This window comes from Vibrio sp. JZG10, assembly GCF_054064075.1.
In genome coordinates, this window is the sequence record NZ_JBSUGE010000035.1 from 1 (window position 1) to 24,359 (window position 24,359).

Sequence of the window (24,359 nt, forward strand, 5' to 3'; positions counted from 1 at the left end):
GCATCAGACTCGGCTGCTTAAGCTTCTTGGTGTTCTGTATGAAGCAGTTTATTCCTAAATTGGCTGCGGAATGACGGTTAACTACTATACCTTTCCATCTGCATGAAGATATTTTAACTTATATAGAGACAATTAAAGAGCAAATTGCCAACAGTCAACTTGATAAAAATAGCATCACGCTTGAAGATTTTAAGTTATCTCAAGTCAATGCTTTCCTGACATCAAGAGCTGTAAAGATTGATACTCAAAGTTATCCGTTCAACAATGTGCTAATAGTAAACCCTAAACTGAAAGAGGTTGTACCGTTTGAAACGAAACATCTAGCCTTGATAAATGGTTCTCAGCATATTTATTCTTATCAAAGTGGTGAAACGGTTTATATTATTTCCTTAGCTAATTGTTTAAGCGTCATGTACTCGACTCTTTGGGAGCGTTACAGTGTTCTAATAGAAGAACAGAAGTTACAACATAGTTACCCTTCCATTACATCATCGGCTAGAGATATAACCTCACTAAACGGTTTTGATGATGCTTCATGTATAGTGAAACATCATAATGGTATCTCGTTATTAGAAGCGGAAGATCGGCTAAGAAATTGGCTTCACCACTTACCACAGAAGTTCCATCAACCATTAATTACTTTGATTAGATCACACGAATGCATGCTGGAAAATGAGATACAGAAGTTCATAGACAAAGTAAAGGAACTAGATACGCCAAACAGCAACCTCTTTTTGCTCAAAGACGTTGCTGATTATAACGGTACACATAGGATCCTCTATCGCGACAACGAAATTGGTAGAGGCGTTGCCACATTCACGCCACGTTCACTCACTAAGGATTCGAAGCAAGCAACTCTTGTTACAGATCTTGTTCTTACTGGATCTCAGGTGAAAAGAGCCTTAAAGTTCTATTTAATAGGTGAAGGTAGTAGGCCAAACGACAACTATTTTTATTTTACTGATGAAGATCATACAAATCTCTTTGATACATTCTCAGAGCTTGAAGTGCTTAATATTTGTACCGTTCTTTATACCAAAGATGCCATCGACAAAATACAAGAGGCACTGCAAATAATCTTAGGCAATCAGATAACTGTTAATGTTGTGCATGGAAGAGACATTGGCGACAATGCGTTTTTTGGTAGTACTACCAAAATAAATCAACATGAAAAGTCAATTATCATGGATTTATTACTTGATGAGTTCGCTTTATCTGACCTGTATGACCATCTATCCTACTCAGGTGCATACACTAAGTATAAAGATGAAAACGAAATCAATAAAATGAACCTTGTAGCGCGATATCAGTCTCTCCCAAAGAAATCATTTAGCTTTTTAACATGCAGCACTAAGCTGGAGGAACATTGCAAGCCATTTAACAGAATCTTAGAGTTAGCAGATAAATAGATCTTTCAAACTTAATTATTATCCGTGTTTAATTTATAAAATTGGACACGGATATATGCATCTACATAAAGAGACTACTGGAAACACTAACTTATTATCGCTTGCCGTTAATTTGCACTGGTTCCTGCTATTACCTAACCCTCTACGTAGACAATAAATTATTACAGGTCTTTCTTTTTACCTATCAAAGTATTTCCATACTTGAGTTAATTTATCTTTTGCCAATTGAGCATCGTTGCTGAGAAGTTTCTGTCTAAAAATAAGTTTATCACAAAAGGTGCCGCTATACTTTCGATTGACGAACCTGATTCAATGGCTTATGGTTAATGTGAATCACATTTGTTCAACCCTGACTTTAATGCATCAGGGTAACGTCCTGAGTTAAAAAGGATGTTTTTTAAGAAAGCAAGCTTAGATAGGGTTCAAATCCCTATCTCTCCGCCATTTTTCTTACGCATTAAGCCCTTGATTTTCAAGGGCTTTTTCGTATCTACAGTACTGCAAATCACTTTCATGACAATGAGGTGAGACAATGTACTTACAAAAAGCGCCTAATGGCGTATATCAAACCCGCATTTGCATCCCTAAACAACTACGTGAGTTTGGTTATCCTTTCGATATCAAAGTTAGTCTTTTAACTAAAGAGCGCTCAGAAGCAATAGAGCGCAATTTTAAAATGGCTTCCTGCATTAAGATTGCTATTAGCCAAATTGATTTAACCAATCCCGTATTATTCCCAAAATTTAAGGTTGTCCTTCACCAACAGATGGAGACGCTGCGTAAATCTTTCTGTTCGCCAACAGCCTATAAACTAACCCCTGAAACCGTTGCGTATTTTGAAGATGACATTGTTTCAGACATTCCAAGTAATATCGATCTAACTAACCTTGTAGAGACTGAACCGAGCGTAAAGAGCATCTCTGCCGAAGTAGTACCTTTTACTCAGTTGCTTGAGCGATTTCTAGAAAGTAAGAAGAAGCGTAATGTTCGACAGCTTACGATCCATCAACTTGAGCAACGCATAAGTCACTGCATCAATTTCCTTGAAAAGGAGGGCATAAATCGGAATACAGTCAGTAGCTCTGACCTAGATAGTTATATAGATCTGCTCTACTCTGAAGGACGTTCTACCAAAACGAACAAGGACTATTTCTCAGCAAGTAAGCAGTTCTTCAAATGGCTAAAATCAAAGAAATATATTCCTAATAACCCTGCTCAAGACTTAAATCCCCAGTTCAAAAGTAAAAAGCATGTCTCTGAACAACGTGAGCGTTGGACAACTGATGAACTGACATCACTAATTAAAAGTCCAGCGTTTACTCTGCAATCTCTGGACTTTCAGTGGATCACTAAACTACAGCTCTTTCATGGGTTACGCACTGGCGAAGCTTGTCAGCCATATATCCAAGATATTGTTGTAGATGATGAGATCCCATATTTTCGAGTCACCGACCAATCCAAAGATCAGCACTTGAAAAACGAGCATGCAGTTCGAAATGTCCCTCTTCACCCTGAGATTCGTGATGATTTCGTCATATTTTGCGAAAGCCGCCGTCATAAAGGCAATGCCCCTCTATTCGATTACTCACCGCTCGGACCAGATAAAGATTGGACTAAAACGTATCGAACGCAATTCGGGAAGCTACAAACCAAGTTGGGTATGCTTGCTGGCAAGCGTCCTACCGCTTATGGACTACGCCACACATTCATTGATGTTCTTAAAGAGCAGGATGTTCCAGAACATAGTGTAGCCGAGGTGGTTGGTCATAATAATCCGAACATGACCTTCGGGCGATATGGGAAGAAACATAAATTAGAGAAATTGCTTGAAATCGTTAGCACGTTCCAAATGGATCTAGAGGGGTAATTATGCAAAAACTCAGTCAATCGCTACGAAAAGCTATTGTTCTAGCACTCGAAGAGGGAGCTTCATACCGCGATCAACTCGATCTATCTCGCTTTCTAGCAATGGGGGTTGCGATGGAGCAGATTCACCTTATTGATACAGCGATATCTCTACTACAGATCCATCCTTATTTGAACCAACACGACTTTGAATCAAAGTACGGTGTACAAAAGGTTCAGCTTACGATTGGCAGCGTGAGTAGCTTTAAGAACCTTCTCAGTCTAGAGGAATATACTTATCGCGACTGGTTAAAAATCAATAAGCTGACTGAAAATGAACCTCTTTGCTTACCATATTTGGTGTATCAATATTTCTCAGACGAAATTCGTCGCGATTTTATGAACGGTGCTTATCTTGTGGATAATCTACAAATCCAACTCGGCTCCAAGCAGTTAAATAGCTTCAAGTTTAAGTGTGGAACTACTGTTGGTATCCCGACAGATGTATTTGACATCATGATCTTTATTTTGATTTCGCGTTTTGGTAGGTACACAGGCTTTAAAATGAACTTAACTGACTCGGTACTGCATCTTTTCTCGCATACAGATAGCGTTGATATAGAAGTCCGTACCTATGCAACCGAGTTTTCGCATCGTACACAACATTCTGTATGCCTTATAGATGATCTCAACGAATCCAGTCCAATGCGCAAAGTGCGAAAGATTATCAAACTGGAGGAGTTTTCCATTTTTCACAAATGTAACTCAAATCGTGAGTTACTAGACTTGTTAGATTTTAGCTGAGGGGAAAAATGATGACTAACCAAGACGGTTCGCCAAAACTTACTTTAGATATAATGCAGCAAACTCTTCAACAAAAGTGTCGCCTCGGTGCTGCTGGGTGAAAATGGTCCGTTACTTATGCAGTATGGCGACCACGTTAAAGTCTATGAAAATGATATATCAGCGTTCAATGCAGCGAAGCTATTAAGGCTAGTATCTTCAGCACTGTAACCCTAATATTTATTCTTCTATGAACCCCACAAGACGTAGTGTAGTTATTTGCACTACGTCATTTTTCGCGACCTGTGTCACATTAATTAAATTTAATGGTAAACGTTGTAATCTCGCAAGGGAAGATAATACGATAAGTTAGTTAGCACTTACACTTATAAATATCAATAAGTTACGCTATGAAAAATATTCCAGATATGTATATTTTTCTTTATTATACATAGACTTACATTAAAGTTAATTATGCGTAACTATTGTGTAAAAAGAAACGTTGTGGTTTGATAATAAGCAAATAAACCAGACCATTATACATAATAAGGCTCCGCCAGAAGAGCCGCCCTTAATGGCCTATCACTCTATAGGTCTAGAAATGAACCCTACGAAGAAAAATGAAAAATCCCCTCGCCTGAAGTCTCGAATTAAAAAAGCTCGGAAAGGCACTCGCAAGTCTGACATTTCATTAAACAAAGATGATTACCCGCTAAGCTCAGTCGCCCAAGCTGTTTGTCATGAGCTAAATACTAAAGCGCTTGTTGTTGCTGAATCAACACTGAACGGAATGAAGACTCACGGTCGACATATCATCCTAAACTTAGGTGATAAACCACTATCTGAACTTACAATCGAAGATATTGATGAACTCAAAATCACACTTCTCACACAAGGCAAAAAAGGCAAGGTCATTAACGGTTGTTACACTATCTTACGAGCCGTCTGCGCTAAAGCTTGTTCTTCCGAACAGCAGAAAAACGACCTAATGGAAAAAATCAAAAACCTGAAAGTTGTCAATGATGATCCATTCCCATTCACTGAAGATGAAGTACGTCTATTACTGTTGACTGATACCGACAATGAGATGGCAAAAGACATGGCTTCTTTTGCCATTCTAACGGCATTACGTATCAGCGAACTCATTTGTACTTGCTGGGAAAATATCGAGTTTTATACAGAAGACGGGATTGAAAAGTGTCGATTATACGTTGATTTAGCTAAACCATTAAACAAATACAAAGTAACTAAAACAGAAGAGTCTGAACGAACAATTGAGTTATCAGCAGAAGCCGCTCAATTACTCCGCAAACTCGAACGACTAACGGGTGATAAAGCTCCAATAACTATTGACGTTGTACAACGAGATAACATCACAGTTAAACGAGAAAAACGCAGGTTTGTTTTTTTTAATGAGCAAACTGGTCACCCGTGGTTAAACCCCAAACAATTCGCAAAACAGTTTTTTACTGGGTTTCTCAAAGAAGCAGGCGTAGCACATCGAGGCCCAAATCAATTGCGACATACGGGAGCGTCGATACCTTTTAATCGTGGAGTCAGTGTAGCTTGGATAGCGGAATTACTCGGGCATCGAGACGTCAGCATTGTAGAAAAGCATTATGCGAAACGTAATAAGGTGAGTTTGAAGAAAGAGCAAGTCAAAGCAGATAGGACAATAGCAGAACTATTTAAAACGGGTGATTCAAACAGCATTGTCGTACCCAATGGCATTGTTGAAACTAAGCAAGCAGCGCAGTCCATTGCCAGTGATGACAAAGCATTTATACAAAACTTACTCGAATTGGCACGTGCTGCAAAGCATGATGAACACAGAGAGCAAATCTACAAAATTATCGACGATACGCTGAAAGGTGGACAGTAATTATGAATACTACTTTGTCTTCCTCTCTTCCTGCCTTACTCAGTCAGGAAGAAAGTCTTGTATTGCTCCGTGAAAGATTCGGCTCTGAACTGGAAAAAAATGGGTACTCGACCGAAAAAGGTAAAACCATTGATGAGTATGCCTCAGCATTTAGCGATTCAAACACAGCACCCACTTCAGCAAAAGCGCTTCAAAAGCGTGTTGGTGGTGATTTTAGGCGAGTAGCGATCGCTTTCAAAATACTAAGGAAAGCGACAAAACCAACTACTATCGTTCGTAATAAAGCGCTGTGGTTTGTTGACTCTGAGCAGCGACTGACTTCTGCACTTCAAGCCGAAATGTCTATCGTTTGGAAGGCTTTCGATGGTGAGGTTCAACAGCTCGTTAGCGCCCATACCCAAGAATCTCTTAAGCAAATTGATGAATTAGAAAAAGAAAACAAAGAGCTTGTTGAGTTCATTGACGAATTGCAAAAGCAGATACGGCAAACTGATTCACAGAGTCAAAAGTGCAATGAGTTAGAAAATAAACTTGCTCAATCAGAGCAAGTTGCTTCTGACTATCGGTCTCGAATTGACCACCAACAGCAAAAGCTCGACACGTTACTGTTGGTAAACCACGAGCTTGTGGTTGAACGCACTCGCACGAAAATGTTAGATGAGCATATCGCTTCATTAACTCGCGATAAAGAACGCCTACAAGAACACAACACAAAACTTATCGAAAGTCTCACGAGCGCTCATCCAGATTGGTATTTCGGCGATTTGAGTGAGGCAGATTCCAGTTTATCCGAAGAATTCCATGTCGACGACAGTGTGGAAAATTGATGTAAAAGCCAAAGAGCAAGGTTACCCCAACCCCGTATGAAGCTTCATCGGGTTGGGAGTCTAAGCGGCTGCTTAGGAACGCTTGGGCTGCGCCCAAACCCCTTAATTAACAATCCAAACAATAATCAGACCTAAAGAATTAGGCACCAATATGACTAGAAAATACAAGAAAAAGCAGATAGCAGAGCACTATCTTAACGATCCAAAACTTACCGAATTGTTCGAAAAATCACTTGATAACTGTGTTGAGCACAACATTAAAATCAGCAAAAACCGTTTGAAGAAAGAGACGGGTTTAAAGTCCGCTGAAGTAGATGCGCTTTACCATCATTATTGCGAAGCAAAAAGTGCTCGAATGGAAATGAATTGCACTCTGCTGGATAAAAAAATCTGGAAGCACAAAGCTGAAAAGGCAGGAAAAACCGTTTCTCAAATTACTTCAGAATCATTACACAAAACTCAAATTATCGTCCCGTTTACTGAACTAACTCGTAAAGAGATGCTTGGAGTTATAAATGAGCGCGTACGCTTTAACACACTGCTCAACCAAACGGTAAAATGGTGTAACACGCACAAGTCTGGTGCGGAAGCTATTCAAATACTCCTTGAGCTGAACCAACTTAATAAAGCCTTTGAACAGCATGACTTACGAGTCATGAATATTCTAGCGAAACCACATGTGGATCACTATTACCGTGTAGTTAAAGTAGACCCGTTGTCGGTGGAAGCATGGCAGTAATTTCATTTTTCCGAACCAGTGGTGTTGGGCAATCTGATCCACAAGCTGCAACTAACTACCTATATGGTCCTTTATGCAGTCTCACAGATGACCAAAAGAAAGAGTACAGTGCTGCATACCAATTGCGGAAGTTAGCGAGAGATGCGAACGATATACAAACAGAGTGGGAGTGCGACTACATACTCGAGCAACAAAAAGGGAAACGCAGAGAACCACCCCCAGAATCAATTAACGGGAACCGAAAAGCTGTGGAATATGCAATTGAGCATAACCCACATAAACACAAATACGTCAGCGGTGTTATTGCTCATGCGTTTGAAGATACAGAGAAGTTGCAAGCCAATCCAGAGATTGAAGCAGAGTGGCGGGAATTGTTTGAAGAGTTGTGCTTTGCTGGTTTTCCTAAAGATGAGCGACTAATCGACTGGGTGCGTCACACGCACCAAAGTAATATTGAAAACCACTTCTTGATACCGAGAATTCACCTTGCTACGGGGCTTTCTTTCAACCCCGCCCCACCAGGTCATGAAAAAGACTTCAATCTATTGCGAGATTACTTAAATCTTAAGCATGATTTAGTGAGTCCTCTCGATTCTCTCAATAAACGGCTTACACAAGACGGTAACGGCTTTGACAAGCGGCACAAGCTAAAGAAAGCAATCAATGTCTGGATTAAAGACATGATTACTAGTCATCGAGTAAACAGCCGTGCCGCCATTATACAAGCACTAAGTAGCGATAAGTTTAAAGAAAAGGTCGGGGTTACCCATGTTAGCGAATCGAGCAACTTCTTACGTTTGCACTTTAAAGATAAAAAGAACGTGCGTCTTCATGGCTTTGTGTTTACTGAACAGTTTCGTTCTAGAGACTCATTAATTCTGTCAAGTGAGCCAGTACAAGGGAAACAAGACCGATTAGCTGAATTGAGAGAGAAACTGGACAAAGCCATTGCTAGAAGAGCGAATGATAACATCCAACATTATGGATTAGACAAAAGTAAATCAAAGCTCAATGTAACAAAAGGGCATTATTTACCGTTGAACTCTCGTTGGACAGCCACGCCATCTTTTTACATACCGCAACCTCAGCTTATTTTTGCACACATGCCCGAGTTCAACCCATCCCTAAAGGGGTTTGAGATGGTTAAGCAAATTGAAGAAAGAAAAGCATTAGCGGAACGAAATGCAAAGTTAGCGCTAGAGCTGTATCACGAGCAACAAAAAAGGTTTATCCAGGAATGGATGAGTTTTCTACTCGAAGGAAAAATAGAATATGAGCCACATCGAGAAGCAATTAGCTTCACAAATTACATCATTGACGAAGAATCAGCAGATTTCAAACGAGCATTTACTCGTTATGGTCGAGACACAGAACGAGTTTTACCTGAACACGATAAAAGAAATTCAAGAACAGTATCAACACGAACGCAAAACAATCCTGAACGACATTATTCAGACACATCAGAACATTCAGCAAGAATACCAAGCCTCAGTCGAAGCGTTACAAGGGCTATCGAAAGCCTCAAACGAAATATCCGTATCCACGAGACAGCAAATCGAGCAATTGAAACACCGCTTGAACATGCTGGAAAGCTGGCAAAAAGACAGCGGGATAGCTATCTCGAACTTAGTCGAGCTTTTGACGTTATAGCTTCTGAACCGAAATTGAAGGGTGAGCTGAAATCGCGCTTGATTAGAAATGAAACACGTAAAATACCACGCATGAAGAAAGACGGTTTGAGGCGGGTTCTTAAAAAACTAACGAAGCCACAACCGCATGAGCAAGATGAATTGGAGCGATAAGTTGAATTGAAACTATGGCGACAAAATCTCTTCTAGTAGCCTAGTGCAGATACCATACCCAATAATGTGCTAGTAAGGAGGAGATGTCATCAGCGCCAATTGAAGATCATAGCTTGCTGTGTTTTACCCCTGATAGGGGGTAAACTGATTTTTACCCCCTATCAGGGGTAAAACTATCATCTATCATAGTGATTTGCTCCCAGATACTTGCGTAGCCTTAATAAAACTTATCTCTGATGAACGGTGGAAGTGTGTCAGAGCGATGTGTTGCCTTTAAGAAATTAATCAGTTGTTCTTTGTTGTGTCTGGGTTCATAAATTGAAGCAATAGCCAAAAGACTGCATCATTGAGAGCTGAACGTTACAATCGTCATATTCAGTGCTAAGTCGGTCATAAATAATATGAGGAAGTTGAGTTGGTAGAAGTAAAAACTATCGGGTTGTTCTTTATTACAGCAGTAGCAGAAATATTGGGGTGCTATCTACCTTATCTCTGGTTGAAAGACGGGAAATCTGTCTGGCTTTTACTACCAGCAGCTCTATCCTTAGCACTATTTGCTTGGTTACTTTCTCTTCACCCAACAGCGGCTGGTAGGGTTTATGCTGCTTATGGTGGGGTTTATATTTTTGTAGCAATACTATGGCTGTGGATAGTTGATGGTATTCGACCAACTTTATGGGACATAGTAGGTGTAACGGTAGCGTTGATCGGCATGGCTATCATCATGTTCGCCCCACGGCATGTATAAAAACGTTGATTCTTCAACCATTGAAACTTTTCAACGTCGGGGTATGAGCAAGCACTACCTCAGTTTTGCCCCATTTCTTGCCAGCTGTGCTCAACCTCACAAATCATAGTGAGGTTATTTAACCTACTTTTTCTAATCTGTGTAATGTCTAATGCGTTAGAGCCCCACTACTTGTTCTGAGTCAACAGTCGATTGAGAACAAGAAATTCGATATTGGTAAATTTGATGGAAGAATATGATTTTTATTTTAAAAATGGCTGCGATCACTATTATTACACTGAATTGTCAGCGCGACACGCTGGAGGAAATTGCAGAGAAAATGCCCTCATTGTTGTTCAAGTGAATAACAACCAGCCCAAATCAATGGTAGTTATTGTGGACAAATGTCAAACTACCGTTGAAGCAAACAAAGAGAAAATAATTTACGAAACAGAGAGTTGTAACATGGTCACAGCGAAGAACAATTCGTATTCCAGTTAAAGGTCAAGTTACCCGGAGAGCTTGCTGAGGAATGACTGACGGTACGAGGCATCATGTAATGGTACGGCATCAAGTGAAAAATGGTAAAGGCCGTGTAGATACCTCATATTACATAAGCGCTAAGTCGCGAATTACAAATTGTTAGCCCACTATATTCTATTCGTCAGCATTGGGGATAACTTGCTCAAGGTATGCTCGCTCCCTGGTCTTGAGTTCAGGTCTAAATCTTGTGAGTGAAAATTAAACACTCATACGTCCACCCAGTTTTATTTACTGTGTTGTTAGCCAATATATTGGATACTATGCCCAAGTGACTCAACTCTGAATTCTGTATCTTGAAGTCACTTGGAGATATGGCAATAGTGCATTATTGAAGGAAATAGGTAATGAGTAAAAAAATGACCATGGCTGAGATTTCAAGGCAGCTTGGAATTTCAACAATGACTGTGTCGCGTTACTTTAATGGCGGTTATGTCTCGGAAGAGAACCGCCTTAAAATTGATGCCATCGTCAAAGAGAGTCATTACACGCCTAATATATTTGCTCGCTCCATTCGTAGCCAATCCAATATTATTGGTTTCATCGCGCCTCGTATTGAGTCATATACGACCAGTTTAGTGATTAAAGGGGCGCTGGCTGCTGCCAATGAATCACAAGTACGAATGCTGTTTCATGCCACAGGGTTTAACCATGAGTCAGAATGCCAAGCTGTGAGAGAGTTTAACGGCTTAAATGCATTGGGCACGATTATTATTGCGTCAAAGCACAGTGTCGAAGAGACTTTTTATCGAACCTTAGACAATGTGGTATTTATTGGCAAAAATACCCCCCACCATTGCTGTTTATATTACCCCGATCATGAAGCGATTAAAGCCCTCGTCTCCCACACCATCACTCAGTTAAAACAGCAGCAGGCACCGCTGGCTGCCGTACATTATATTTATGATGAGCGTATGCTTTCTAGCCGCACTAAGTTGATGCAAGCCACTATTACCGACACCGTCCCTGAGTTGAATTTATCACTACAAGCCCTAGCCAACTCGGAGGACAAAGCTGGCTATCAGGCCGTTCAATTACAGCCTAATCATGTCTACTTTTGTGCCACCGATAATATTGCCATTCGTTTATATCGTCGCGCCAAAGAACAGCAACTCAAGATCGGTCATAACGTATGGATTGTAGGCATGGGTGACTATGACTACAGCGATTTGTTAGTCCCGAGCCTGACGACTGTCGCTTTTAACTACTATCAAGTGGGCTACCAAGCTGTCAAAAAATTGCTCAAGCGCGATTTCAGTTCTGTTGAAGGCACATTCGACATAAAGATGAGAGAAAGCTCACGATTCCTCTGAAATTGTGTTGAGTCCAAATCGGTTCTACTTAACTATATGTGTTAACGATAACACATATAGTATAACCGATGACACTCGCTCCTAATATGCACTCAAAACCACTCGCGTGGTGGAAGAAAGCAACCGCCTACCAAATTTATCCCCGTAGTTTTTATGATACAAACCAGGACGGTATTGGTGACATCAATGGCATCATTGCTAAGCTCGATTATCTTGCTGATTTGGGCATTGATTTAATATGGATTTGCCCATTCTATGCATCACCTAATGATGATAACGGGTACGATATTAGTGACTATCAAGCGATTCATCCTGACTTTGGAACCCTTGAGGATGTGGATGAACTAATCAGTGCTGCTCATAAACGTGGCATTCGCATTATTATGGATTTAGTGATCAACCACACTAGCGACGAGCACCCATGGTTCATTGAATCTCGAGATAACAAAAATAGCCCTAAGCGCGATTGGTATATTTGGCGTGATGGTTGTGAGCCTACCGCTGAAAAACCGACTTGCGACCCAAACAACTGGGAAAGTATTTTTCATGGCAGTGCATGGGAATATGATAAAAAAACTGCACAGTACTACTTGCACCTATTTTCAAAAAAACAACCTGATCTGAATTGGGAAAATCCTGAAGTTAAACAAGCACTATTTAAAATGATTTATTGGTGGTTGGAGCGTGGTATTGATGGCTTCCGTGTGGATGCAATTAGCCATATTCAGAAACAACCAGGTTTACCTTCTTTACCCAATCCAAAGGGTGAAAAGTATGTCTCTTCGTTTGATTATCATATGAATGTGGCAGGGATTGAAAAACATCTGCATGAGTTAAAAGAGCAGGCGTTTGATCCCTTTAACATAGTGACAGTTGGTGAGGCTAATGGGGTGACTGCCGACAATGCATTACTTTGGGTTGCCGAAGCGACCGAGCACGATCAAGGCGGTGTTTTCAACATGATTTTTCAGTTTGAACACATGAAGCTATGGTCGGAAGAACAAAGCAACGTGCCTTTAGATCTAGTGGAGTTCAAACGCATTTTATCGCGTTGGCAAGATGCATTAGAAGGTAAAGGCTGGAATGCGCTTTATTTAGAAAACCACGATCAAGCTCGTAGCATTGATACTTTTGCCGACCCTACCTCTAGGTATGCCAGTGCTACCGCGTTAGCGAGTTGTTATTTCTTGATGAAAGGAACTCCGTTTATTTATCAGGGCCAAGAGATTGGTATGGTAAATCATCAGTTTACTTCTCTTGATGAATTTAATGATGTGTCTGCTAGAAATTTAATTCAAAAGCTATCTCAACAAGGTCAAAGCGATGCAGACATCTTAGCCTTGTTAAATCAAGTATCTCGCGACCACAGTCGCTTGCCAATGCAATGGAATGCGCAGGATTTTGCCGGTTTTTCTGAGGTGCAACCTTGGTTCTCCGTCAATCAACAGTACGCAGATATCAATGTTGAGCAACAACAGAAAGATCCAAATTCGATTTTGAGTTTCTATAAGCAGCTGATTGCTCTGCGTAAGTCAAATGTAAGTTTAGTGGTTGGCCGCTATCAATTGCTGCTACCTAACGACCCTAATATCTATGCTTATCAACGTGTTGCACAAGATATGACATGGACCATTATTACCAATTTAAGTCCACAAGAGAGCATCGTTGATATCGACCGCATGCAATTAGGCGAGTTAATGCTTGATAATCAGAATATCAACAATGAACACGTTCGCTCAGATTTTATAGCGACGCAAATTGCCCCACCTTATGCTGCGTATATATTTGCAAGAAAGCACTAAATTATATTTATCGCAGGGGGCTACCCTGCACTTAAAAAATGGAATCATTTATGAGTAAGTTACTATCTTTTGATTTTTGGCAACGATTTGGGAAATCCCTTATCGTTGTTATCGCGGTGATGCCAGCCGCTGGTATCATGATATCACTCGGTAAAGTGGTCGCAATGTATGCCGGTGGTATCGGTGCCATTGAAACACTAGGCGCTATTATGGAAAACATAGGTTGGGGGATCATAGTTAATCTTCACCTATTATTTGCTGTCGCTATTGGTGGCTCATGGGCTAAAGAACGTGCAGGAGGAGCATTTGCCGCGCTGATTGCCTTCATCTTAATTAACCGTATCACTGGGGTTATATTGGGCGTGGATAACGCTATGTTTAGTGATCCAGAGGCGGTTGTGATGAGCCTATTTGGTTCTGAGCTACCTGTCTCTCAATTCTTCACTAATATTTTGGGTGCTCCTGCTCTAAATATGGGTGTGTTTATCGGTATTATGTCTGGCTATTTAGGTGCCAACTTATTTAACCGTTATCATGACTTCGCTCGCTTACCTCAGGCATTAGCATTTTTCAACGGTAAGCGTTTTGTACCTTTTGTTGTTATTTTCTATTCGATGATTATTGCGTTTGCTTTAACAATCGTATGGCCTTTAATTCAAGGTGCACTTAATGATTTTGGTCAATGGATTGCAACCTCTAAAGACACTGCGCCGATCACAGCTCCTTTCTTGTATGGTACGTTAGAGCGTTTATTACTTCCATTTGGTTTACACCACACTTTAACGATTCCAATGAATTACACCGAGTTGGGTGGTACTTATGAGCTTTTGACTGGGACGAATGCAGGCTCAAGTGTTTATGGTCAAGATCCATTATGGCTTGCTTGGGTTAGCGATTTAAATAATCTTAAATTAAGCGATTCGACAACTTATCAACATCTATTAGATACGGTACATCCAGCACGTTTCAAAGCGGGCCAAGTTATTATCGCAACGTCTTCATTGATTGGTATTGGACTTGCCATGTATCACTGTGTTGATAGTGATAAGCGCGCACAATACAAGCCCATGTTTTTATCTGCGTGTCTTGCTGTGTTATTAACCGGTGTGACAGAGCCTATTGAATTCATGTTTATGTTTATTGCTCCTGTTTTGTATGTTGCGCATGCGGTATTAACAGGGGTTGCATTTGCGTTGGTCGATGTGATGGACCTGCGTGTACATGCGTTTGGTTTGATTGAATTATTCACTCGTATACCCATGATGGTTTCAGCGGGCATCGGTGGTGATTTAGTTCGTTTCGCATTGGTTTCTATTGTTTTCTTTGGTGTTAACTATGGATTATTCCGTGTGCTAATTGTCAAATTTAAATTGCCAACACCGGGCCGCATGGGTAACTACCTCGATGACAGTTCAGAATCCATGTCAGAAGATGAGAAGATGGATATTATTATTCAGAATTTAGGTGGCCGTACCAATATTGCTGAGATTGATGCTTGTATGACTCGCTTGCGCATTACGGTTAATGATCCGCAGTTGGTTGCTGAATATGCGTTATGGAAGCCGACAGGAGCACTAGGCGCTGTGATTAAAGAACAGGGAGTACAAGTTATTTATGGTCCTGGAGTGGATGTCATTAAATCTAGATTAGTTGAGAAGTTTTCAGCACAACCTGCGTAATTTTTTCTCTATCTTAGATCAAATAACCTCGAAAAACGCAGCCTTTAAGCTGCGTTTTATCTCAGTACATTAAATAAGCGAATAATAAATGAAGTTAATGACGCTAAATACCCACAGTTGGCAAGAAGAGAAACAGCTAGAAAAGTTGGATATGGTAGCGCAAGCCATTATCGAACAAGGGTGCGATGTGATTGCATTACAGGAAGTGAATCAACATCAAGATAGCCCGGCTGTTGATGCCAATATATTAACTAATCACACAGTATTAGCTGATAACTATGGTTATTTATTACAGCAAAAACTAATAGAATACGGGTATCACTATCAACTTACGTGGGATTTCGTCCACCAAAGTTATGAAGTATATCAAGAGGGGCTCGCATTTTTGACCCGACTGCCCATTCTGGAGCATGAGGTCATTGATTTAAATGATAACTATGATGTGAGCTATTGGAAACATAGGCGATCAGTTCGTATTAAAGTCAATTCTCAACAAGGTGAATTCGATTTATATAATTGTCATTGTGGCTGGTGGAACGACTCAGAGAACCCATTTGAGGATCAGTTCAACCGAATAAAGGCAACATTATCAACAGAGTTGAGCTTTCTATTAGGTGATTTCAACAACCCAAGCCATATACGCAATGAAGGTTATGATTATGTATTACAGCGCGGTTTGATAGATTGTTATGAAATAGCAGAAATAAAAGATACCGGAACCACTGTAATTAAAAATATTGATGGTTGGGAACAAAATAGCCAGGCGTTACGGATTGATTTTATCCTTAGTAATCAATTTGTGGTGGTAAAGCAGCATCAGGTGATTTTTAATAACGATTTTTATCCGGTTGTATCGGACCACTTTGGGGTGTTGGTGGAATTGGAACTTGCTTAATATTTATTAGCCTAAAAGGTTAAAAGCAACTGACTTTAGCTTTAGCTATGATACTTTACAGCTCTGTACATAGATGGAGTTGGTCATGGATTTGATATGCTCCAGTGATACTGAACACTCACGTAAGCGACTTTTTCCATACTTTCAGTAATTCATGTTTTACTAAATTAACAATCTTGCTAAAACGGAAATGTCCATGGGCGTTCCTGCACGCCCTGATCGACATCGATCGAAACTGCTGCAACAGTTGTAGTCGATAACCAGACTTTATGTTAACCAATAACACCTAAGAGGAGGTCAACATGAGAAAGTTATCTTCAGGAAAATGTAGCGGGACAAAAAGACCATTCAAGTTGGAAGAGATTTGGCGAATCAGAACTAGGCTAGAGCTTGAAAACGACCTAATGCAGCTTGCACTATTGAACCTAGCCATTGATAGCAAGTTGAGGGCGAGTGATCTACTAAAGCTGCACGTATATGATGTTTCTTCGCAAGGCGTGATCTATGAGAGGGTTCAATGCATCCAGCAAAAAACAGGTACCGATGTACACTATGAGATTACTCCGAGAACGCAACAGAGTATTAGTCGGTGGATTTACTCAGCACATCTAGAGGCAAGTAGTTTTCTATTTCCAAGCTGTCGCCGTAAAGGCCAAGCCATCAGTTATTCGTTTTATCGTACGATTATCAGGAACTGGGCTGTAAAGCTTGGTTTGAATGCAGACTATTATGGTACGCATTCTATGCGTCGTACTAAAGCTACTCTGATCTATGCCAGAACGAAAAACATAAGGGCGGTACAGATTTTACTTGGTCATTCGAAGCTAGATAACACTATTAGATATCTTGGCGTTGAACTAGAAGACGCTCTGAGACTCTCAGAGCAAACGGATTGCTAGAATGACTAATACGGGCTTTTCATACCTCTGGAAAGCCTGTGCCCCTTTCTAATTTAGGTGTGCATATATATCAACAAGCCACTGAGAGTCATTTGACATACTTTTTCTAACAGATTTAGTGTAGAAAGCATAAGGACGATCTAAATTAGCAACTTTAGGTAAAGAGTTAAACGTAAAGTTCATTGGGAGTAATTGCTATGCGCTATACAAGTAGAAGATATAAACAAAAACTATCAAGGCTTTATACAATAGCCAGACAAAACGACTTGCCGCTCCCTTTTGCTATTAACTGCCTCAGAGCAAAGAGTGAGCTAAAAACATCGAAACCATATAAGCGTCGAACCGAGAAATTGACAGAGTATGAGGATGCAATCGATAGGTAAATCATCAAACAAAGGCAGAACTTCTCCTGAAATCGATGTCAATCTTGATGATCTATAAGTTTTGCTAGCTCAGATTTGCCCCAAAATGTTTCATAGCGTGCCTTTTCTTCGATAATTTTAGCTAATGAGTCTGTTTACCAAGGCTCAACTGTTCAAAAGGCTATTGTACAAATACGAATCAGCTTGTTTCGCAAATCAGATGTATTCTCAAAGAACGCACCCAGCTGCATGTGATCTTAAAATTAAGATTGAGGTTCCAGGAGCCAAAGGAGTAATCAATCGGATTACGAAAAAGACATTGAGAAAGCGAAGTTTGTTATTATTTGCTCAGAAAGAGCCCTACGAACGTATTTCACGCTAAGAATGATTTGATTTTTATCTTTAAGTTAAACTATTTTCCAAAGTTTAACTGCCCGTCGGTCATTACTAACGTCGAAGAACTGCATTTTCTTTGCAATTTTTGCGTTTGGTGACGTTGTCGTTAGCACTTATTTGGTGCATCTCGTCTTTCATCATGGGCGGCTCAAAATAGATCGCTTCAATAGGCGAAATTTGTCTAGGAGATCGCTGGCGGTCCAAGCACTGATCATATGAATAGTGTTCAACCTATCTTCGCGATTGTATGAGCCTCGAAGTGTTTTGCGTCGATCGCAACGACTTGACCTTGGGTAAGAGTATGTACTGACGACATCCAGTTGATGAAGCACTCATGAAACGACTCTGGTTCAATCGTCGATATTATGCGAGCAATAGTGTCATCAACAGGAATGCCGTTCACAAAGAGGCCATTACGCTTAAACCAATCATGATGACCGAGAATATATTCACGAATATCAAACCAGCCTTTCGCGCCTGCAATCACCGCACATAGCGAGCCAAAAAGGACTTCAAACAGGCAATATGTAACCTTTGCACCTTGGCGTTGGTCGATAATCGTTTGAAAATGTTCTTTGAAGTGGTCAATGTACATGGTGCTCTCCCTAAAAAGGGAGTATATGATCACAACTAAATGTGATCGTCAAATCGATCATGAGTTTGGTTAAAAAGTGTTCGCAATCTCACTCTGCGCATGATCCCAATGAAATGTTTACTTTTGGCCTTATGGCCCTTTTTAGCGAATACGTCGATTAGAATAAACTTCTACTCAAGTAAATGATATAACCGCCGATAAATACCAACAAGATAAGATATTTAGTAACGAGGATATATGAAGCTTCAACAATCGATTGCTTTGGTCTTGCTAGCTTGTTTGTCATCAATTGCTTCTGCTGCACCTTTAAAAGTGGCAGGTAGACCTGATGATAAAAAGCTGCACCTTACTTTAGTCAAGGAAGTCGTTAAACGCTCAGAACGATTTGACGGCATCGAATATATTTATGCCAAAACTGGTGAGCCTGCAGCCACTCGAGTTCTATCTGACCTTGAGTCTGGAAAGCTTGATATAGTATGGACTGCAACCAGTACAGATCTTGAAAAGAGATTCATTCCTGTGCGTTTTCCGATTTTTCGCGGATTGCTTGGAATGCGTATAGGTTTGATCCACCAAAAAGACAGCCAACTGCTATCTAGTGTTCAATCCAAAGCCGATTTAATGCGCTTTAAGATCTGTACAGGTAAAACTTGGCCAGATACTCACATCTTGGATGCAAACGGATTAGTCACCGCGAAATCGCTTAAGTATCCAAACATATTTGAAATGATGCTTGCAGGAAACCGCTGCCACTTTTTCGCTCGAGGCGTAATGGAGCCGTTTGCTGAGGTTGCCTCTCATCCTGAACTACCACTCACTGTTGATTCCCACATCATGCTGCGTTACCGCATGCCATATATGTTGTTTGTCAGCAAGAGTAACCCAGATCTCGCTGAGCACTTGCTTGAAATTATTACTGAAATTTTCGATGAAGGCTTGTACGATGAAATGTTCTTTAACGACTCTGAAATTAAAGCTGTGCTATCTCAAGCTAATCTCAAGAACAGAGTGATTATCGATCTTGAAAATCCTTACTTAACAGGTGAAACTCGTTCGATTCCGGAGCGATTCTTCTATAACCCACTTCAGCCATAGTTGAGTTAAATATGAACAAACTTACAAAAAAAATAATGGTGCTAGTTACTGTCGTCATGGCTATAGTGTCTGCAATCGCACTACCAACACAGTATTTTATCAATAAAAGCTCGATTGAGTTAAAAACACAACAGACCATTCAAGCAATGGAAAGTGAATTAGCGGTCATTCTGCAAGAGCCTGTTTACGTTTATGACAAATCATTGATTCACAATATCATTGATGCCTACGCGCAAAAATCACTGATATCTTCAATTAAGGTTAATGATCAGAACGGAAAGGCATTGGCTCAAGTTAACCTACGTGAAATTGAATCTCGCGCTAACATCAAAATCACGTGGGATAACCTGCCTGTTGGTGAAGTAGAAATTGGTTATAACCGAGCCGCGGAACGACACGAACTAGCTAACATGACTAAGACTTCGTCAGCGATTATCTTTGCGATCGTTGTCGTAAATATTTTGCTAATCGGCTTTGTACTAGATAAAGGCGTAGTAACACCAATTAAACTGATGTCTGATCGAATGAATGATATCGCAGCAGGTGGTGGTGACCTAACGTCACGTGTAAAAGCTCAAGGTGATGATGAAGTTGCGGAACTGGCTAGCGCGTTCAACAAATTTGTTAAAACGGTACAATCAATCATCGTAGATACGGCACAAACAACCGCAGAGCTTAGTACTAACGGTCAAGAGATCAGCCGCCTGCGAGATGAGATGAACCAGAAGACTCAGCTTCAATCAGCTCTAACCCACGAGAGCCTAAGCAAGATTGAGCAATTCAACTTGGCTATCAAAGAGATTGCTTCAAACACGGACAGCACACTTTCGAAAACTAACGAAGCGCTAGATCTTAGTCATAAGAGTGGCGAGACTATCAAGCTTAACGCTCAAAATATCGATCAGCTTGTTAGCAGCTTAGAAAGTGCTGCAGAGTGTGCTAACTCACTTAACATTAGTAGTGAAGACATAGGTCGCGTGATAGAAGTAATCAAAGCAATTGCAGAGCAGACTAACCTACTGGCATTGAACGCCGCTATTGAAGCCGCACGTGCTGGTGAAAGTGGTCGTGGTTTTGCGGTTGTTGCCGATGAAGTGCGTGCCCTTGCCTCTAAAACGCATGAATCGACTAATGAGATTGAGTCCATCATTGAACGTCTGCAGAGCGAAACCAAAGCGTCTTTCGAAGCGACTCAAGAATCAAAAGAATTAATTGAGAAAACTAAACAAAGTTCAGATGAAATCGAGTCTGCGCTTGGTGTGATTATTGAGTCAGTATCTTCAATCAATGGCATGGTTCACTCTGTGGCCTCTGCTTGTGAAGAGCAATCCAACGTAAGTGCAAATATTACAGAAGATATAAACCAGCTTGATGTTAGCGCAGGTGAACTAGAGGCAGTTAACTCTAACTTGCAAACTCTAGCTGATGAGATTTCTCATCACACTGGTGACTTGTCGAATCAGATAAGTCGCTTTAAGTACTAATAGGGACTGACACTTAACGACTACGAGCCCTCATCGTAGGGCTCTTCTTGTCTGTGAAAAGGTAGGGATTCAACTCGTCAGATTCTAATTTAATAACTCCTTAACATGGATTTATTTGTTACAGAGACCTGCTTAGACTTGTGATCACCAAGCGATTCTGTTGTACCGAATCTGTATCGTGACACGAATTATCAATTTTTGGTAAATTTGATACTAATTGATTATGTACACAAAATAAAAATCGATGAGTAATAAAGTTGCGTACTAAATTTGTTACGTTTATGCTTGTTTTATAAGCAAAATGTGATGATTTATATGGCAAAAAGCAAGTATGCACCCTCAGAGACAAAATATAAGCGCTGGATAAAAGAAGGCCGAGGTAATGGCTGCGGCTCTGATTATCTTCCTTGGATAACGGTTCGTGATGTCCCATCCGATGGCCGTTCTCATCGTGTCTTTGGTCATAAAAGCCAGCGTACTCATCATTTGCTATCCGATTTAGAACTTGCCGTATTTTTAACTCTTGAATGGAATTCCCAAACAACCGATATTCGCGAGCAGTTCCCACTTAGGCACGAAGAAACGCTTGATATTGCGCTTGATAGTGGAATTAAACACCCAGCCGAAGCCGGTGTAAAAACGTACATGTCATCCGATTTTTTGGTTGATGGCTTGGATTGCCAACTTCCACAGTATGTCATTCAAGCCAAGTATACTGATTTTTTAAATGATCCCCGTGTTATTGAAAAACTGGAAATTGAACGCCGTTATTGGTTACTGAAAAAGGTTCCTTGGTTTCTGGTCTCTGAAAACGATATATCCCCAACCCTTGTCCAGAATATTAGCTGGATATACCCGGCTGAGCAGGATGAGATTGATGATGAAGTCTTGTTAGACAGGACTGCATACTATAGTGATCTTTTTCAGCAAAATCCTAATAAAACGGTTACTGATATCTGCAAGTTGACTGATCGTATTTACAATCAGACTGATGGTTCTTCTATTTATGAAATCAGGCAATTACTGGCTAATCGCTGTTTCTACTTTGATATGTTGTCCCAACCATTCCATTTGCTAAAAGGTAAGGATTTCATTGCTGAAAACATGGGGAATTTAATAGGAGCTCGTCATGTTTCGAATCAATGAGGTTCTGGAGTTTGAGAAGGAGCGATTCCGGATTTTGAGCTGATTCGGAGACAATTTTGTTTGGATATCGATCGATAATAAAAGCGCCTTCCCCAGCATTATTGACTTATATTCGCTGGATTTGGCGATTCAAGATGAATCGTTACACCGAGTCGAAGACCCCTATTCCTATTTGATCATGCTCTCGCCTGAAGATGATAGTACAGCTCAAGTAAAACGAGATCAAAACTATAAATTGATAAGCCCTATCATCCATCTTGAAGAATACTATCAGCCGAAACAACGCGCTAAAGCCATTGATCTGGTCATGGCTAATCACAAAACAACCAAACAAACATTGTATCGCCTAATTCGCCAATACTGGCAGCGGGGGCAGATTGTAAACGCGCTTCTTCCCGATTACAAAAATTCCGGCGCAAAAGGCAAAAAGCGAATACCGGGAGAGGTAAAATTGGGGCGACCCAGAAAGTATAACCCAGGCTCTGGTGTCAATGTGGACGAATTCATCGAAAAGCTATTCAGGATTGCTATTCAGAAGTATTTGTTAACTGAAAAAGGATATTCATTTCCCTACGCACACCGGCGTTTTAAAGATATGTATGAAACCTATTTTCCTGATGTGCACGAGGCAGAAATTCCAACCAATTGGCAGATGAAGCACTTCTATCAGCGTGAATACACCCAGGTAGAAAAAATCAAAAATCGGGCAAATAAAAATTCCTATAACAAGGATATTCGACCGTTGACCGGAACGGCAACTATGCATGCTTTAGGGCCGGGATCCCGCTTTGAAATTGATGCGACCATCGCAGATATTTACGTGGTTTCCGATGTGAACCGAAGCTGGATTGTTGGGCGTCCGGTTGTTTATATCGTTATCGACGTATTCAGTCGTCTGATAGTCGGATGTTACATTGGTTTTGAGAATCCATCTTATGTAGCTGCTATGCTGGCTTTACAAGTTGCTATGACTGATAAGGTCGAGCTATATCGTCAATATGGGATAGAAATCGAATCTCAAGATTGGCCCGCTATCGGATTTCCAGATGCTATTTTGGCAGACAGAGGTGAATTACTGGGCTATCAGATAGAAAATCTCGAAAAAAGTTTCTCGGTGCGAATTGAAAATACGCCTCCGTTTCGAGGCGACGCCAAGGGAATTGTTGAGCGCAATTTCAAGACGTTGCAAGCAGATTTTACTCCATTTGCTCCTGGTGTCGTGACGGGAACAATCGTAAAAAAACGTGGTGTCGCCATTTCTTAAAGTCTTTGGAGAGGGAGAATGGAAAGTCAAAAAACACGGAAACGAAAAGCGCAGAACATGGCGTAAACGGCATCTTGCTGTAGATGTAGATACGCATGAAGTCATCAGTGCTGAAGTGAGCTTGGTTAATGTCGGTGATAGTGAAGTGCTTCCGGCGCTGCTTAATCCATTACGAAGAAAAATAGGTTCAGTCTCTGGCGATGGTGCATACGATACGAAGGGTTGCCATAACGTGTTACAAAGAAAAGGCATTACTCCGTTAATACCGCCACGTAAAAATGCTAGCTTCTGGGATGATGGACACCCAAGAAACGAAGCAGTAAAAGCGTTAAAAAGTGATACGTTGGCTCAATGGAAAATTAACTCTGGTTATCACGACCGTTCTCTATCTGAAACGGCAATGTCACGATACAAAGGGCTAACGAGTGGCCAATTGAGCTTAAGGAATTATAATGCTCAAGTAGGTGAAGCGCTTGCCAATGTCAAAGCCATGAACAAAGTAATAGGACTAGGTATGCCAGTTCGAAACTAATGCTGATAGAACGTAGGCAAGATATGCCCTTCACCTGATTTGTTCAACAACGCCATGCGACATTACCAAAAGTTGCAGGCTCACTGGTATCCAGAATTACGGATAATTTTCAGATATTGAAACCTGCATCTTCAAGTTGAATAGGTATAGCCATTGAGAATTGGTCAAAATCACTATTTAATGGTAATAAATTCATATAAACTGATTACTTATTCATATCAAGGAAGAGGACTATGTCACACATACACGATACTATTGTTGCGTTACAACACAGTAGCCCGGCTCAAAAAGAGTTTTACCAAGCCGTAGAAGAAGTATTAACTTCTCTCGCTCCAGTCATAGA

General features: G+C 40.6%; 17 protein-coding genes and 2 pseudogenes. 18 read left to right on the forward strand and 1 reads right to left on the reverse strand.

Going from position 1 to position 24,359, the window contains the following annotated elements; genetic code table 11:
- Positions 1–266: 266 nt before the first annotated feature.
- The 13 genes from ACWYVB_RS23225 (at position 267) to ACWYVB_RS23285 (ending at position 17,142) form a co-directional block, all read left to right on the forward strand.
- Complete coding sequence (locus ACWYVB_RS23225) at positions 267–1,409, forward strand: hypothetical protein (RefSeq protein WP_457530351.1); 1,143 nt, start codon at positions 267–269, stop codon at positions 1,407–1,409.
- A gap of 532 nt (positions 1,410–1,941) precedes the next feature.
- A complete protein-coding gene (locus ACWYVB_RS23230; protein WP_153645730.1) occupies positions 1,942–3,276 on the forward strand; it encodes a tyrosine-type recombinase/integrase in 1,335 nt (444 codons plus the stop codon).
- Positions 3,277–3,278: 2 nt separating this feature from the next.
- Positions 3,279–4,058, forward strand: a complete 780-nt coding sequence (locus ACWYVB_RS23235; protein ID WP_065788139.1) for a hypothetical protein — start codon at positions 3,279–3,281, stop codon at positions 4,056–4,058.
- 580 nt (positions 4,059–4,638) lie between these two features.
- Entirely contained in the window at positions 4,639–5,919 is a 1,281-nt protein-coding gene (locus ACWYVB_RS23240) for a tyrosine-type recombinase/integrase (protein WP_457530353.1), read from the forward strand.
- A gap of 2 nt (positions 5,920–5,921) precedes the next feature.
- Positions 5,922–6,746 carry a hypothetical protein gene (locus ACWYVB_RS23245; protein WP_153645729.1) on the forward strand — a complete coding sequence of 275 codons (825 nt, stop codon included), beginning with the start codon at positions 5,922–5,924 and terminating at the stop codon, positions 6,744–6,746.
- 151 nt (positions 6,747–6,897) lie between these two features.
- Positions 6,898–7,485 (forward strand): hypothetical protein, encoded by a 588-nt coding sequence (locus tag ACWYVB_RS23250; protein ID WP_153645728.1) that lies wholly within the window; start codon positions 6,898–6,900, stop codon positions 7,483–7,485.
- Positions 7,476–9,287, forward strand: coding sequence for a relaxase family protein (locus ACWYVB_RS23255; protein ID WP_153645727.1), 1,812 nt, complete (start codon positions 7,476–7,478; stop codon positions 9,285–9,287). The genes ACWYVB_RS23250 and ACWYVB_RS23255 overlap by 10 nt, the downstream gene beginning before the upstream one ends.
- A gap of 415 nt (positions 9,288–9,702) precedes the next feature.
- Entirely contained in the window at positions 9,703–10,035 is a 333-nt protein-coding gene (locus ACWYVB_RS23260) for a YnfA family protein (RefSeq protein ID WP_153645726.1), read from the forward strand.
- Positions 10,036–10,901: 866 nt separating this feature from the next.
- Positions 10,902–11,867, forward strand: a complete 966-nt coding sequence (locus ACWYVB_RS23265) for a LacI family DNA-binding transcriptional regulator (RefSeq protein WP_153645725.1) — start codon at positions 10,902–10,904, stop codon at positions 11,865–11,867.
- A 68-nt stretch (positions 11,868–11,935) separates the two neighbouring features.
- A complete protein-coding gene (locus ACWYVB_RS23270; protein WP_004393982.1) occupies positions 11,936–13,669 on the forward strand; it encodes a glycoside hydrolase family 13 protein in 1,734 nt (577 codons plus the stop codon).
- Between the two features lie 50 nt (positions 13,670–13,719).
- Positions 13,720–15,348, forward strand: coding sequence for a PTS transporter subunit IIBC (locus tag ACWYVB_RS23275; RefSeq protein WP_153645724.1), 1,629 nt, complete (start codon positions 13,720–13,722; stop codon positions 15,346–15,348).
- An 88-nt stretch (positions 15,349–15,436) separates the two neighbouring features.
- Complete coding sequence (locus ACWYVB_RS23280) at positions 15,437–16,243, forward strand: endonuclease/exonuclease/phosphatase family protein (RefSeq protein WP_194831709.1); 807 nt, start codon at positions 15,437–15,439, stop codon at positions 16,241–16,243.
- 302 nt (positions 16,244–16,545) lie between these two features.
- Positions 16,546–17,142: a tyrosine-type recombinase/integrase gene (locus ACWYVB_RS23285; RefSeq protein ID WP_153645723.1), complete on the forward strand. Its 597-nt coding sequence runs from the start codon at positions 16,546–16,548 to the stop codon at positions 17,140–17,142.
- A 940-nt stretch (positions 17,143–18,082) separates the two neighbouring features.
- Here ACWYVB_RS23285 and ACWYVB_RS23290 read toward each other — a convergent pair.
- Positions 18,083–18,495, reverse strand: a pseudogene (locus ACWYVB_RS23290) (ISAs1 family transposase); the annotation flags it as partial.
- A 237-nt stretch (positions 18,496–18,732) separates the two neighbouring features.
- Between ACWYVB_RS23290 and ACWYVB_RS23295 the strand changes: the two are divergent.
- From ACWYVB_RS23295 to ACWYVB_RS23315, 5 genes and pseudogenes are all read left to right on the forward strand, one after another.
- Positions 18,733–19,590, forward strand: coding sequence for an ABC transporter substrate-binding protein (locus tag ACWYVB_RS23295; protein WP_153645722.1), 858 nt, complete (start codon positions 18,733–18,735; stop codon positions 19,588–19,590).
- 11 nt (positions 19,591–19,601) lie between these two features.
- Positions 19,602–21,074, forward strand: coding sequence for a methyl-accepting chemotaxis protein (locus tag ACWYVB_RS23300; RefSeq protein ID WP_194831708.1), 1,473 nt, complete (start codon positions 19,602–19,604; stop codon positions 21,072–21,074).
- Between the two features lie 315 nt (positions 21,075–21,389).
- Positions 21,390–22,220, forward strand: a complete 831-nt coding sequence (locus tag ACWYVB_RS23305) for a TnsA endonuclease C-terminal domain-containing protein (protein WP_153645721.1) — start codon at positions 21,390–21,392, stop codon at positions 22,218–22,220.
- A 121-nt stretch (positions 22,221–22,341) separates the two neighbouring features.
- Positions 22,342–23,484, forward strand: a complete 1,143-nt coding sequence (locus ACWYVB_RS23310) for a hypothetical protein (RefSeq protein ID WP_373273936.1) — start codon at positions 22,342–22,344, stop codon at positions 23,482–23,484.
- Positions 23,480–24,016: pseudogene (locus tag ACWYVB_RS23315) on the forward strand (IS5 family transposase); the annotation flags it as partial. The gene ACWYVB_RS23310 and the pseudogene ACWYVB_RS23315, both read left to right, overlap by 5 nt.
- Between the last annotated feature and the right edge of the window lie 343 nt (positions 24,017–24,359).

Excerpts from the sequence above, each read along its gene's own strand:
- ACWYVB_RS23250 (WP_153645728.1), top strand. The coding sequence starts at position 6,898 with ATGACTAGAAAATACAAGAAAAAGCAGATAGCAGAGCACTATCTTAAC.
- ACWYVB_RS23300 (WP_194831708.1), top strand. The coding sequence starts at position 19,602 with ATGAACAAACTTACAAAAAAAATAATGGTGCTAGTTACTGTCGTCATG.
- ACWYVB_RS23255 (WP_153645727.1), top strand. The coding sequence starts at position 7,476 with ATGGCAGTAATTTCATTTTTCCGAACCAGTGGTGTTGGGCAATCTGAT.
- ACWYVB_RS23280 (WP_194831709.1), top strand. The coding sequence starts at position 15,437 with ATGAAGTTAATGACGCTAAATACCCACAGTTGGCAAGAAGAGAAACAG.
- ACWYVB_RS23235 (WP_065788139.1), top strand. The coding sequence starts at position 3,279 with ATGCAAAAACTCAGTCAATCGCTACGAAAAGCTATTGTTCTAGCACTC.
- ACWYVB_RS23240 (WP_457530353.1), top strand. The coding sequence starts at position 4,639 with ATGAACCCTACGAAGAAAAATGAAAAATCCCCTCGCCTGAAGTCTCGA.
- ACWYVB_RS23275 (WP_153645724.1), top strand. The coding sequence starts at position 13,720 with ATGAGTAAGTTACTATCTTTTGATTTTTGGCAACGATTTGGGAAATCC.
- ACWYVB_RS23285 (WP_153645723.1), top strand. The coding sequence starts at position 16,546 with ATGAGAAAGTTATCTTCAGGAAAATGTAGCGGGACAAAAAGACCATTC.
- ACWYVB_RS23245 (WP_153645729.1), top strand. The coding sequence starts at position 5,922 with ATGAATACTACTTTGTCTTCCTCTCTTCCTGCCTTACTCAGTCAGGAA.
- ACWYVB_RS23305 (WP_153645721.1), top strand. The coding sequence starts at position 21,390 with ATGGCAAAAAGCAAGTATGCACCCTCAGAGACAAAATATAAGCGCTGG.
- ACWYVB_RS23230 (WP_153645730.1), top strand. The coding sequence starts at position 1,942 with ATGTACTTACAAAAAGCGCCTAATGGCGTATATCAAACCCGCATTTGC.
- ACWYVB_RS23270 (WP_004393982.1), top strand. The coding sequence starts at position 11,936 with ATGACACTCGCTCCTAATATGCACTCAAAACCACTCGCGTGGTGGAAG.
- ACWYVB_RS23265 (WP_153645725.1), top strand. The coding sequence starts at position 10,902 with ATGAGTAAAAAAATGACCATGGCTGAGATTTCAAGGCAGCTTGGAATT.
- ACWYVB_RS23295 (WP_153645722.1), top strand. The coding sequence starts at position 18,733 with ATGAAGCTTCAACAATCGATTGCTTTGGTCTTGCTAGCTTGTTTGTCA.